This is a genomic window from Microbacterium arborescens (assembly GCF_049707515.1).
GTDB classification, from domain to species: Bacteria; Actinomycetota; Actinomycetes; order Actinomycetales; family Microbacteriaceae; genus Microbacterium; species Microbacterium arborescens_B.
The window spans coordinates 141,966-154,742 of sequence record NZ_JBNAFI010000002.1 but is presented as its reverse complement, the minus strand read 5'-3'; the positions used below and the strand labels follow the sequence as shown (position 1 = coordinate 154,742).

General features: G+C 71.2%; 8 protein-coding genes and 1 other RNA gene. 2 read left to right on the top strand and 7 right to left on the bottom strand.

Annotated features, from left to right (window positions below; translation table 11 throughout):
- Positions 1–458: 458 nt before the first annotated feature.
- Both recR and ACPYN5_RS04685 read right to left on the bottom strand, forming a co-directional pair.
- Positions 459–1,052, bottom strand: coding sequence for a recombination mediator RecR (gene recR, locus ACPYN5_RS04690; protein ID WP_424447825.1), 594 nt, complete (start codon positions 1,050–1,052; stop codon positions 459–461).
- Between the two features lie 3 nt (positions 1,053–1,055).
- Positions 1,056–3,455 (bottom strand): DNA polymerase III subunit gamma and tau, encoded by a 2,400-nt coding sequence (locus tag ACPYN5_RS04685; RefSeq protein WP_424447824.1) that lies wholly within the window; start codon positions 3,453–3,455, stop codon positions 1,056–1,058.
- A gap of 89 nt (positions 3,456–3,544) precedes the next feature.
- Between ACPYN5_RS04685 and ACPYN5_RS04680 the strand changes: the two genes are divergently transcribed.
- Positions 3,545–4,663, top strand: coding sequence for an NAD(P)-binding domain-containing protein (locus ACPYN5_RS04680; RefSeq protein WP_424447823.1), 1,119 nt, complete (start codon positions 3,545–3,547; stop codon positions 4,661–4,663).
- Positions 4,664–4,702: 39 nt separating this feature from the next.
- On the opposite strand, the gene ACPYN5_RS04675 is transcribed toward ACPYN5_RS04680, so the two are convergent.
- The 5 genes from ACPYN5_RS04675 to ffs all read right to left on the bottom strand — a co-directional run bounded on the left by ACPYN5_RS04675 (position 4,703) and on the right by ffs (position 11,676).
- Positions 4,703–7,288 (bottom strand): glycoside hydrolase family 65 protein, encoded by a 2,586-nt coding sequence (locus ACPYN5_RS04675; RefSeq protein WP_424447822.1) that lies wholly within the window; start codon positions 7,286–7,288, stop codon positions 4,703–4,705.
- Between the two features lie 71 nt (positions 7,289–7,359).
- Complete coding sequence (locus ACPYN5_RS04670) at positions 7,360–8,088, bottom strand: HAD family hydrolase (protein ID WP_424447821.1); 729 nt, start codon at positions 8,086–8,088, stop codon at positions 7,360–7,362.
- Positions 8,089–8,143: 55 nt separating this feature from the next.
- Positions 8,144–9,373 carry an acetate/propionate family kinase gene (locus tag ACPYN5_RS04665; RefSeq protein WP_424447820.1) on the bottom strand — a complete coding sequence of 410 codons (1,230 nt, stop codon included), beginning with the start codon at positions 9,371–9,373 and terminating at the stop codon, positions 8,144–8,146.
- Positions 9,370–11,487 carry a phosphate acetyltransferase gene (pta, locus tag ACPYN5_RS04660; RefSeq protein WP_424447819.1) on the bottom strand — a complete coding sequence of 706 codons (2,118 nt, stop codon included), beginning with the start codon at positions 11,485–11,487 and terminating at the stop codon, positions 9,370–9,372. Before pta ends, ACPYN5_RS04665 begins: the two co-directional genes overlap by 4 nt.
- Before the next feature lie 92 nt (positions 11,488–11,579).
- An RNA gene (ffs, locus tag ACPYN5_RS04655) (signal recognition particle sRNA small type) lies at positions 11,580–11,676 on the bottom strand.
- A gap of 107 nt (positions 11,677–11,783) precedes the next feature.
- On the opposite strand from ffs, the gene ACPYN5_RS04650 reads away from it, so the two are divergent.
- Positions 11,784–12,776, top strand: a complete 993-nt coding sequence (locus tag ACPYN5_RS04650; protein WP_424447818.1) for an AAA family ATPase — start codon at positions 11,784–11,786, stop codon at positions 12,774–12,776.
- The last annotated feature ends 1 nt before the right edge of the window (position 12,777 follow it).

The following is a 12,777-nucleotide window of genomic DNA, read 5'->3' as shown; positions in this document are numbered from 1 at the left end:
GCACGGCATCCCAACGCGCGAACGCCGTGCACTCGGGCGGATGCCGTCCATTGGGTGGGCCATGCACTCCGACGGGAGGCCGCGCCTCAGGCTGGAGGCTGAGGCACTCGGGATGCCCCGGCCCTCTGCGGGATGGCGCGGGGCGGGGTGGTGCCGAGTGCACGGGATGACGCCGAGCGCACGGCATCCCAGCGCGCGAAAGCCGTGCACTCGGGCGGATGCCGTCCATTGGGTGGGCCGTGCACCCCGACGGGAGGCCGGGAACCAGGCTGGAGGCTGAGGCACTCGGGATGCCCTGGCCCTCTGCGGGATCGTGCCGGGCGCACGGGATGGTGCCGAGTGCACGGCATCGGAGCGTGCAGAAGCCGTGCACTCGAAGGGATGCCGTGCACTCGAGCGGAGGCCGGGCAGGCCGGCGGGGGCCGCGAGGCCGCGGCGGGGCGGCGCGAGGCCGCGGGTCAGAGCTGGCGGCGGCCCTCGAAGGCGCGGCCGAGGGTGACCTCGTCGGCATACTCGAGGTCGCCGCCGACGGGAAGCCCCGAGGCGAGCCTCGTCACGCGGATCTCGAGAGCCGTGAGCAGCCGGCTGAGGTAAGTCGCGGTCGCCTCGCCCTCGAGGTTCGGGTTGGTCGCGAGGATGACCTCCTGCACCGTGCCGTCGGCGAGGCGCTGCATGAGCTGGGTGATGCGCAGGTCGTCGGGACCGACGCCGCCGATCGGGCTGATCGCGCCGCCGAGCACGTGATAGAGACCTCGGAACTCGCGGGTGCGCTCGATCGCGGCGACATCCTTGGCGTCTTCGACGACGCAGATGAACGTGGCGTCCCGTCGCGGATCACGGCAGATGGCGCAACGGTCCTGCTCCGAGACGTTGCCGCACACCTCGCAGAACCGTACACGCTCGCGCAGCTCTCCCAGCAGGTGCGAGAGCTTGGAGACGTCGAACGTCGGAGTCTGCAGGATGTGGAACGCGATGCGCTGCGCCGACTTCGGCCCGATGCCGGGCAGGCGACCGAACTCGTCGATGAGGTCCTGAACGATGCCGTCGTACATGACTCAGCCGAATCTCGTGGGTGAGGTGAAGGGCTCTTCGCGAACGAAGGTCGCGCCGAGTATCTGCCGCACGACGGCCTCGCCATAGCGCTCGATGCCGCCTCGGGGGGGCGCGCTCGCTCGCTCGCTCGTGGGCGCCGGGGCGGCGAACCGCGCCGGCCCGGCCGCCGGCGCGGGCGACCCGTCGGGACGCGGGCGATCCACGGAAGGTGCGGCGGCGGCCGCGGGCCGCTCGACGGCGACCGGGCCACGCGGCGGGAGCGGTCCGCCATCGTCGACGGGCGGCGGCGGATAGTCGCGGTCTTCCTCGTCGATCGGCGGAAGGGGCTTCGGGTACGGATCGACATCGCCGTCGTGCGGGGCCGTCAGCGTGCGCACGGGTGCCGCGACGGCATCCTCGGGCTCGTCGTCGACCGCGAACTGCGGAACGGCATCGGCCAGCGGAACCGGATCGCCCTGCGGGATCGGTGCGACCGCCCATTCCGTCACGGGCGCCGCGTACGACGATGCCCCGGCGCCGCGGGCGGCTCCGGCGGTGGCCGATGCCGATGCCGATGCCGACGACGAGGATCCGCCGGGTGACGCCCCGCCGCCGGAGAACGCGCCGGGCGCGGATCCCGTCGAACGTGGTGCGCTCGATCCGCTGGAGGCCGGAGGGGCTGCCGCCGGACCTGCCCCCTGGGGCACGCGGGCCGCACCGCCCGGCTCGCCACCGGTGGAGGGGGGTGCGGAATCACCCGGCGCCGGTCCGCCGCCGGGATCGGAGTCGTGGCGGGCGACGTACTTCACGCGAACCCCGAGCACGCCGAGGATCGCGCCGCGCAGGTCTTCGCTCGGGCCTTTTCCGGCGTTCAGCTTCTTGAACTGCAGGACGTCGGAGTGGCTCTGGAACGACAGGGTCAGCACGCCGGTCTCGGAGAAGGCGACGGGCGTGGCGACCGACGCGATCATCCACGACGTCCGGCTCACCTTCTCGAGCCGCTGCAGCACCTCGGGCCATGCGTCGCGCATCTGGGCGAGTGTGACCGTCGACGGATCGCGCGGCTCGGCAGGCGCAGCACCATCGCTCGGACCGGTGCTCGCGGGCGAAGCGGCGGATGCAGACGGCGCGGCGGGTACAGACGGCTCGGCGGATGCGGACGTCGCAGCGGATGCCGGCGCTTGCGCGGGTACCGCCGCCGGTGGCGGCGCTGACGCGGGCGCCACGATCCGCGGCGGCGTCACGGGCGCGCTCGTCGCGGCGGACGCATGCGATGCCGGGGCCGCGGCGACCGGCGCCTGATCGGCGGCGGGGACGCTGTGCTGCGCGGCGGCGAGCACGCGCGCGACCAGCAGCTCGAGCTGCAGCCGCGGCGAGGTCGCACCCGACATCTCGTCGAGAGCGGTGACGACGAGGTCGGCGGTGCGCGAGAGACGGTCGGTTCCGAACAGCGATGCCTGCCGGCCCATGCGTTCGAGCTCTTCGGCGGACACCCCGCGCAGCACCGCGGCAGCGCCCTGACCGGTCGCCGAGACGATGATGAGGTCGCGCAGCCGCTCGAGGAGGTCGTCGACGAATCGACGCGGGTCCTGGCCGGTCTGGATGACACGGTCGACGGCGGCGAACGCCGCACCGGCGTCGACGGCACCGAACGCGCCGACGACCTCGTCGAGCAGCTCGGCGTGGGTGTAGCCGAGCAGGGCGACGGCGCGCTCGTAGGCGACGGCGCCGTCGTCGGAGCCGGCGATGAGCTGGTCGAGCAGCGAGAGCGTGTCGCGGGGCGACCCTCCCCCGGCGCGGACGACGAGCGGGAGCACGCCGGCCTCGACCTGGACGCCCTCCTGCGCGCAGAGCTGTTCGACGTACTCAAGCATGGCCGCGGGCGCGACGAGTCGGAACGGGTAGTGGTGCGTGCGCGAGCGGATCGTGCCGATGACCTTCTCGGGCTCGGTCGTGGCGAAGATGAACTTCACGTGGGCGGGAGGCTCTTCGACGAGCTTGAGCAGCGCGTTGAACCCCTGCGCCGTGACCATGTGGGCCTCGTCGAGGATGAAGATCTTGAAGCGGTCGCGCGCGGGTGCGAAGACCGCGCGCTCACGGAGGTCGCGAGCGTCGTCGACGCCGTTGTGGGATGCCGCGTCGATCTCGACGACATCCAGCGAGCCGCCCCCACCGCGGCTGAGCTCGACACAGCTGTCGCATGTGCCGCACGGGGTGTCGGTGGGCCCCTGCGCGCAGTTGAGGCAGCGGGCGAGGATGCGGGCCGACGTGGTCTTGCCGCATCCGCGCGGCCCGGAAAACAGGTAGGCGTGACCGACGCGGTCGGAGCGGAGCGCCGTCATCAGGGGTTCGGTCACCTGCGACTGGCCGATCATCTCGCCGAACGCTTCGGGACGGTAGCGGCGGTAGAGGGCGGTGGTCACCCGAACAGACTACGGCGTACCGCCGACACGGGCCGTGCCCTCATCCCCGCCGCGGGAACAGCGCGCACATCGACGGGGTTGCAGAGGGCATGGGAAGCGCGCGCGTGGACGTCGTCGTGATCGGCGCGGGGCAGGCGGGCCTCTCGGCCGCCTACCACCTGCGCCGGCGCGGGTTCGTACCCGTCGCACCCGGAGACCTCCCGCCGAGCGGTCCGGCACGCTCGTTCGTCGTCCTCGACGCCGAGAGCGCTCCGGGCGGAGCGTGGCAGCACCGGTGGGAATCGCTTCGGATGGAGACCGTCAACGGCATCCATGAGCTGCCGGGTTTCGCCGTGCCGCCGGCCGATCCGCGCGCAGCCGCACGCACGGTGCTGCCGGCCTACTTCGGCGACTACGAGCGCCGGTTCGACCTGCGGGTGCACCGGCCCGTCGAGGTTCGCCGGGTGGAGCGGGAGGACGACGATCCGCGCGGCAGGCTGCGGGTCGTCACCGCGACCGGATCCTGGTCCGCCCGGTCGGTCATCAACGCCACCGGAACCTGGCGGCGCCCGTTCTGGCCGCGCTACCCCGGAGCCGAGACGTTCGCCGGCCGCCAGCTGCACGTGCACGACTACGTCTCGGCCGACGAGTTCGCCGGCCAGCGTGTGATCATCGTCGGCGCCGGGATCTCGGCGATACAGCTCCTCGACGAGATCTCGGAGGTCGCCGACACCTACTGGGTCACCCGCAACGAGCTGCGGTGGGATGCCGGCGGCTTCGACACCGCCGCCCGCATCGCGGCGATCGCGGGTGTCGAGGAACGGGTGCGTCGCGGTCTCCCACCCGGCAGCGTCATCTCGGTGACGGGCCTGCACTGGAACCGCTGGGCGGCGTCGGCGCAGGCGCGGGGCGTGCTCGTGCGGCATCCGATGTTCGAGCGGATCGAGCCGGCCGGCGTCCGCATGCCCGACGGCGGGTTCGAGCCTGCCGACGCGATCCTCTGGGCGACCGGCTTCCGCGCCGACATCCCGCACCTCGCGCCACTGGGCCTGCGGACCGCGGCGGGCGGCATCCGGGTCGCGAAGGGCCGCTCGCTCGACGAGCCGCGGCTCTTCCTCATCGGCTACGGCCCGTCGCAGTCGACGGTCGGGGCCAACCGCGCCGGCCGCGACGCGGTGCGCGCGATCATGGCCGATGAGGCTCTCGCCGCCGACGCGGTCCCGGCCTGACGCCCCTCGCGGAGCCCGCGAAGGTCCGACCCGGCCGGATCAGGAGTCGGCGCCGGTGCGCACCTGCTGGTCGCTGAAGGTCCGGTCGTAACCCTCGACCACGGGAATCTCGCCCGTGATGACCGGGATCTCGGTGGTCACGGTGGGAATCGTGGTCGTCACGGTCGCGTCCGGCACGGAGGCCGACAGCAGCGACCCGTCCTCGCGGCGCGACTCGGCCAGCTGGCGCAGCGACGGCCGTCCGGACAGCAGCGGCCCCTGCCCCGCGAGGGGGATCCGCACGGTCTCGCCACCGGCGACCCGCACGTCCCGGCCCCGCACCGAGAAGTCCACCGCCTGCCCCGGTCCAGCCACCACCGTCATCGCGTCGGCGGTCAGCGTGATGTCGAGCCGAGTGCCCTGCCAGTGCAGGGTGTACTCGAGCGACGGCCAGTCGCGCGGCAGGCGCGGGTCGAAGCTGAGATCGCCGTAGTGGTCGCGCATCCCGCCGAATCCGGAGACCAGCGAGGTCCATACGCCACCGGCCGACGCGACGTGGACGCCGTCGGCGGCGTTGCTGTGGAGGTCGCCGAGGTCGACGTAGATCGACTCGAGGAAGTACTCCAGGGCGAGGTCCTGGTAGCCGACCTCGGCCGCGAGGATCGACTGCACGACCCCCGACAGGGTCGAGTCGCCCGTCGTGAGCGGGTCGTAGTACTCGAAGTCGGCCAGTTTCTCCTCGCCGGTGAAATGGTTCCCCTGCAGGAACAGCGCGAGCACGACGTCCGCCTGCTTGAGCACCTGGTAGCGGTAGATGACCAGCGGGTGGAAGTGCAGCAGCAGCGGGCGCTGGCTGTCGGGGGTGTTCTCGAGGTCCCACACCTCGCGCTCGAGGAACACCGCGTCCTGCGGGTGGATCCGCAGCGAGTCGCTGAACGGGATGTGCATGGCCTCGGCCGCGTGCTCCCACGCGTCGGCCTCGCCGGGGTCGAGGTCGAGGCGTTCGACCAGCGCGCGGTAGGCATCGGGGGCCTCGTCGGCCATCTCGCGCACCGTCCGCGCCGCGAACCGCAGGTTGAAGCGGGCCATGACGTTGGTGAAGAGGTTGTCGTTGACGACCGTGGTGTATTCGTCGGGTCCGGTGACACCGTGGATGTGGAACGACTCGGCGTCGCCGTTCTCGCCGAACCGCCAGAACCCGAGTGTCGACCACAGGCGGGCGGTCTCGACGGCGATGTCGACGGCTTCGCGATAGAGGAAGTCGACGTCGCCGGTGGCCCGCACGTACTTCGCGAGCGCGAAGCTGACGTCGGCGTTGATGTGGTACTGCGCGGTGCCGGCGGCGTAATAGGCCGAGGCCTCCTCGCCGTTGATCGTCCGCCACGGGAACAGCGCGCCGGCCTCGTTGAGCTGACGGGCCCGGCGCCGCGCCGCGGGCAGCATGAGGTAGCGCATCCGCAGGGCGTTCCGCGCCCACAGCGGCGTCGTGTACGCCAGGAACGGCAGCACGTAGACCTCGGTGTCCCAGAAGTAGTGACCGCTGTAGCCCGACCCCGAGACGCCCTTGGCGGGCACGCCCTGTCCGTCGGCTCGCGCCGCCGCCTGAGCGAGCTGGAACAGGCACCACCGAGTCGCCTGCTGCAGGTCCTCGTGGCCGCCGATGCGCACGTCGGAGCGACGCCAGAAGTCGGCGCACCACGCCGCCTGCCGCTCGAACTGCGCGTCCACGCCCTCCTCGCGGACGCGGTCGAGCACCCGCCGACCCCGATCCACGAGCTCTCGCGCGGGGACGCCCCGCGACGTGTGGTAGCTGACGAGCTTGGTGACGGTCACGGGCACGCCCCGCTTCGCGTGCACGCGGAAGACGTTCTTGGCGATGTCGGGCTCGACGAGGCGGCGGGCCGAGTACTCGTTCTCGGTCTCGACGAGGTGGTCGGCGACGACGGACACCGTCATGCCCGAGTTCGATGCCTTGTACGACAGGACGGCGCGACCCTCGTCGTTCTGCCAGTACTCCTGCGGCTGCAGGACGCGCTCCTCGATCTTCTCCGTCTTGCGGGGGTCGAAGCCGGCAGCCGTGCGACCCGGCGCCGCGCCGCCGTAGACGTCCTCGCCGTCCTGCCGGTTGACGATCTGGCAGCTGACCGTGACGGGTGCGTCGGAGTTGAGCACGGTGACGGTCAGACGCATGATCGCGAGGTGCTTCTGCTCGAACGACACCAGCCGCTCGAAGTCGACCTGCACCTCTTTGCCGCTCGGGGTGACCCAGAGCAGCTTCCGCGTGAGCACCCCGGTGCGCATGTCGAGGACGCGCTCGTAGTCGCGGATGTCGGCCACATCGAGGGCGAGCGGCTCGTCGTCGACGTACACCCGCATGACCTTCGCGTCGGGCGCGTTGATGATGGTCTGGCCGACCTCGGCGAAGCCGTAGGCCTGCTCGGCGTGACGGATCGGGAAGATCTCGTGGAACCCGTTGATGAAGGTGCCGTGCTCGTTCGCGTTGCGGCCCTCGGGGTGGTTGCCGCGGAGTCCGAGGTAGCCGTTGCCGACCGCGAAGAGCGTCTCGGTCACGCCGATGTCATCGAGGGAGAACTTCTTCTCGACGAGTCGCCAAGGGTCGACGGGGAAGCGATCGCGATCGATCATGACGGCCTTCCGGAGGACGGGCTCCCGCTGCTGGAGGGCGGGCGGTGCGGTACGGGTTGGTGTTCGAGAGGTCAGACGAAGGCGTCGAGATCGTCGACGACGACATCGGCACCGAGCGCGCGGAGCGCGTCGGCACCGGCACCGCGATCGACGCCGACCACGAGAGCGTAGCCTGCCGCGACGGCCGACTCGACACCGGAGTGCGCGTCTTCGATGGCGACCGCGCGGCCCGGGTCCACCCCGAGCATGCGGGCACCCTCCGCGAACACGTCGGGGGCCGGCTTGGACGGCAGATGACGCTCCTCCGCGATGACGCCGTCCATGACGACCGGGAAGCGATCGAGCAGACCGGCGACGGTGAGCACCTCGCGCGCGTTCTTCGAGCTCGACACGACCGCGATCGGGATGCCGGCCGCCTGCAGCTTGTCGACGAGGGCGAGGGAGCCCGGGTACGGTGCGATCCCCTCGGCGCGGAGCACCCGCTCGAAGACCGCGTTCTTGCGATTGCCGATCCCGCAGACGGTATCGGCGGACGGGTCGTCGGCGGGATCACCCCACGGCACCTCGATGTCGCGCGAGCGCAGGAGGCTCGCGACACCGTCGTACCGCTTCTTGCCGTCGAGGTGACGGAAGTAGTCGTCCGCCGTGTACTCGGGCGTGATGTCCCACGCCGTGAAGAGCTCGGTGAACATCGTCTGCCACGCGTGCATGTGCACGTCCGCGGTCGGCGTCAGCACGCCGTCGAGGTCGAACAGAACGCCGTCGTAGGTGGTCAGGTCGGGAAGCTGAGCCGCGGTCACAGACCCAGCGTAATGACGTCGGGCGGCGTGCACGTGCACCGCGGGCCACGGGTCGTCATGCGGTCACGGCGATCGTCTGCCGCGCGATCTCGAGTTCTTCGTTCGTGGGGACGACGAGGACCTCGACGCGGGAGGCATCCGTCGAGATCCTGCGGATGCCGCGCCCCCGCTCCTCGTTGCGCGCCGGATCGATCTCCACCCCCGCGAACCCGAGGGTCTCGAGGGCGGCCGCACGCACGAGCGGGGAGTTCTCCCCCACGCCGGCGGTGAACGAGATCACGTCGACGCCGCCGAGCTGCGCGAGGTAGGCGCCCGCGTACGCGCGCAGGCGGTGGGCGTAGACCTCGAAGGCCAGGGTCGCCGCCGCGTCGCCGCGGGCGACGCCGTCCTCGATGTCGCGCATGTCCGACACCCCGGCGAGGCCGAGCATGCCGCTGCGCTTGTTGAGGAGGTCGTCGAGCTCGGGGATGCTCAGCTCGGCGCGGCGGGACAGGTGGAAGATCACGGCCGGATCGAGGTCGCCCGAGCGCGTTCCCATGACGAGGCCCTCGAGCGGCGTCATCCCCATCGAGGTGTCGACCGACCGGCCGCCGTCGATGGCCGTGACGGACGCGCCGTTGCCCAGGTGGAAGACGATCTGCCGCAGGTCCGCGAGAGGACGGCCGAGGTGAGCGGCGGCGGCTTCGGAGACGAACTTGTGCGAGGTGCCGTGAAAGCCGTAGCGCCGGACGCGGTGAGCCTCCGCCAGCCCTGCGTCGATCGCGTACGTGTAGGCGGCCGGCGGCATGGTCTGGTGGAAAGCCGTGTCGAACACGGCGACGTGCGGCAGGTCGCCGAAAGCGGCCTTCGCCGCCCGGATCCCCTGGAGCGCACCGGGGTTGTGCAGCGGCGCGAGCACCGACAGCTCGTCGATGTTGATCTCGACGAGCGGTGTGATCGGCGTGGGCTCGAAGAAGCGCGCGCCGCCGTGGACGACGCGGTGCCCGACGGCCACGGGCGGATGCTGATCGAGCGAGGGCCCGTTCTCGGCGAACGCGTCGAGCATGAGCTGGAACCCCGCCGTGTGGTCGGCGATCGGGAGCTCGCGTTCATAGGTGGCATCCGTCGCCGTGACGGCCGCCTCGCCGGCGGCTGCGCGCGGGAAGAAGACGGTGTGCTTGACCCGACCCTGGTCCTGTCCGATGCGCTCGACCAGACCCGAGGCGTGGGGGGCTCCGGTGGCCGCGTCGATCAGCTGGTACTTGAACGACGACGAGCCGCTGTTGATGACGAGCACGATGCTCATGCGGATGCCTTTCCCTGGGCCTGGATCGCCGTGATGGCGATCGTGTTGACGATGTCTTCGACGAGGGCCCCGCGGGAGAGGTCGTTGATGGGCTTGTTCAGTCCCTGCAGCACAGGCCCGATCGCGACGGCGCCGGCCGAACGCTGAACGGCCTTGTACGTGTTGTTGCCGGTGTTCAGGTCGGGGAAGACGAACACCGTCGCCTTGCCGGCCACCGAGGACCCGGGCATCTTCTTCGCCGCGACGGCGGCGTCGGTGGCGGCGTCGTACTGGATCGGTCCCTCGACGAGCAGTTCCGGCGCACGCTCGCGGACGAGTGCCGTCGCGGCCCGGACCTTGTCGACGTCGGCACCGGAGCCCGACTCTCCGGTCGAGTACGACAGCATCGCCACGCGCGGGTCGATGCCGAACTGGCGCGCCGTCTCGGCGGACGAGACCGCGATGTCGGCGAGCTGCTCGCTCGTGGGGTCGGGGATGACGGCGCAGTCGCCGTAGACGAGCACGCGATCGGCGAGCGCCATCAGGAAGACGCTCGAGACGACCGAGACGCCCGGCTTGGTCTTGATGATCTCGAACGCCGGGCGGATGGTGTGAGCGGTGGTGTGGGCAGCGCCCGAGACCATGCCGTCGGCGAGCCCCAGATGCACCATGAGCGTGCCGAAGTACGACACGTCGGTCACGGCGTCGGCGGCCTGCCCGTACGTCATGCCCTTGTGCGCGCGCAGACGCTCGTACTCGCGGGCGAACTTGTCGACGTGCACGGCGTCGAACGGCGAGAGGATCTCGGCGCCGCGGAGGTCGAGGCCGAGCTCGAGCGCCCGCGAGCGCACCTCGATCTCCTCACCGAGGAGCGTGATGTCGGCGATGCCGCGCGCGAGGACGATGGATGCGGCGTGCAGCACGCGGTCGTCGTCGGCCTCGGGAAGCACGATGCGCCGGCGGTCCGTGCGGGCCCGCTCGACGAGCCCGTAGGCGAACATCAGCGGCGTCACGACCGTCGACCGCGCGAGCCCGAGGGCCTCGGTCAGCTCGTTGGTGTCGATGTGCCGCTCGAAGAGGGCCGCCGCGGCCTCGTAGTGACGCCGCGAATCGGCCGCGAGGCGCCCCCGGGTGCCCATGATGCGGGCCGCGGTCTCGTACGTGTCGAGGTCGGTGGCGATGATCGGCAGCGTCTCGCCGACGCCGTCGATCAGGCGGTCGACGGCCTCGGGCAGCGGGAAGCCGCCGTTGATGACGATGGCCGACAGCGAGGGGAACGTCCCCGAGCCGTGTGCGAGAAGGGTCGCGAGGAGCACCTCCGCGCGGTCGGAGGGGATGACGACGACCGCGCGCTCGCTCAAGCGGGGCAGCACGTTGACCATCGACATCGCCCCGATGACCACCCCGAGCACCTCACGGCCGAGCAGATCGGCGTCACCCTTGACGAGCGAGCCCTCGACGGCCGCGAGCACCGTGCTCACCGACGGCGAGACGAGGAAGCGGTCTTCGGGCACCGCCCAGACGGGGACGTTCTGCGGCACCGCGGGACGGACGGCCTCGACGATCTCGTCGAGGCGGTCGCCGTCGGCCCGGTTCGCGACGATCGCGAACAGCTCGGCGCGGTCGTCGCGCAGCTCCGACACGGCGAGCGACGCGATCTGCCCCATCTCGTCGGGGGTGCGGGGAGCGGACGACCCGAGCTTCTCGCCACCGCCCTGGCCGGCGCGTCCACCGAGCACGAGCAGGACGGGCGCTCCGAGGTTCACCGCGATGCGGCCGTTGTAGCTGAGCTCGGCCGGAGAGCCGACGTCGGTGTAGTCGCTGCCCATGATGACGACCGCGTCGCACTTGGCCTCGACCGCTTTGTACCGCTCGACGATCTGCGAGAGAGCTCCGTCGGGGTCGCGGCGCATGTCGTCGTAGGTGACGCCGATGCACTCGTCGTACGCGAGGTCCACGCCGTCGTGGTCGAGCAGCATCTCGAGGACGTAGTCGCGTTCGTCGGTCGACCGGGCGATCGGCCGGAAGACACCCACACGGGGTGCGACACGGCTGAAAGCCTCGAGCACCCCCAGCGCGATGATCGACTTCGCGGAATGGCCTTCTGCGGACGTGATGTAGATGCTCTGAGCCACGGGTTCAGCCTAAGAGGGAGAGGCCTGACCACGAACCGTGAATATCCCACGGCGTCGCGGCGGCGGATGCCGCAGGCCACGACGGTGGGGAAAATTAAGACTCTCCGCGAACCCGGCAGAGCCTGGTTACCCTTGCTACGTTTCCGTCCTGGGGGAGTTGGCCTGGATGCCGCCTCGCGGAGAGCTGCCATCAGTCTAACCCGGAACCTGAGCCCCCCTGTCATCGGGGGCGGTTAGGCTCTCGCCAGACGGGCGCCGCACGGTGAGGTATGCGGCGCCGACGACGAGGGGATCGCATGACCAACGACGGCACCCAGGCGGCTCTCGACCCGGACCGGTTCGCCGCCACCACCGATGCGATCTCCGCGAGCATCGCCCGTGTCATCGACGGCAAACCCGAGGCGGTGCGCTCCGCCCTCGTGTGTCTCCTCGCCGAGGGCCATCTGCTCATCGAAGACGTGCCGGGTGTGGGCAAGACGATGCTCGCGCGGGCGCTCGCGGCGACGGTGCACGCCACCGTCCGCCGCATCCAGTTCACTCCCGACCTCCTGCCCGGAGACGTCACCGGGGTGAGCGTCTTCAATCAGGCCGACCGCGAGTTCGAGTTCAAGCAGGGGGCGATCTTCGCCCACATCGTCATCGCCGACGAGATCAACCGCTCCTCCCCCAAGACGCAGTCGGCGCTGCTGGAGGCGATGGAGGAGCGGCAGGTCACGGTCGACGGGCGCACCCACCCGCTGCCCGCTCCGTTCCTGGTGGTAGCGACGCAGAACCCGCTCGAGATGGAGGGCACCTACGCCCTGCCCGAGGCCCAACGCGATCGCTTCATGATGCGCATCTCGATGGGCTATCCCGACGCCGCCTCGGAGGCGCGGATGCTCCGCGAGCGCGACAGCGTCAATCCCCTGTCGTCGCTCACGCCGGTCATCTCCGCCGGCGACGTGCAGCACCTCATCACGTGGGCTCGGAGTTTGCACGTCTCGCCGGCGGTCGAGGAGTACGCGGTGGCGATCGCCCGCGCCACGCGCGAGCATCGCGATCTGCGCCTGGGCGCCAGCCCGCGCGCCACGCTGCAGCTCGTCCGCGCCGCGAAGGTGTGGGCCGCGCTCGACGGACGCCCCTTCGTCATCCCCGACGACATCGTCGCGCTCCTGCAGCCGGTCCTGGCCCACCGCCTGATCCCCGCTCGCACGAGCGGAGCCGCCCGGGGCCGCACCGGTGCTGAGGTGGTCGAGGCGGCGCTGACCGACATCGCCGCGACCGTGCCGGTTCCGCTCCCCGTCCGCTGAC

Coding starts and splice junctions, on each gene's coding strand:
- recR (WP_424447825.1), bottom strand. CDS start 1,052: ATGTACGACGGCATCGTTCAGGACCTCATCGACGAGTTCGGTCGCCTG.
- ACPYN5_RS04680 (WP_424447823.1), top strand. CDS start 3,545: ATGGGAAGCGCGCGCGTGGACGTCGTCGTGATCGGCGCGGGGCAGGCG.
- ACPYN5_RS04675 (WP_424447822.1), bottom strand. CDS start 7,288: ATGATCGATCGCGATCGCTTCCCCGTCGACCCTTGGCGACTCGTCGAG.
- ACPYN5_RS04665 (WP_424447820.1), bottom strand. CDS start 9,373: ATGAGCATCGTGCTCGTCATCAACAGCGGCTCGTCGTCGTTCAAGTAC.
- ACPYN5_RS04650 (WP_424447818.1), top strand. CDS start 11,784: ATGACCAACGACGGCACCCAGGCGGCTCTCGACCCGGACCGGTTCGCC.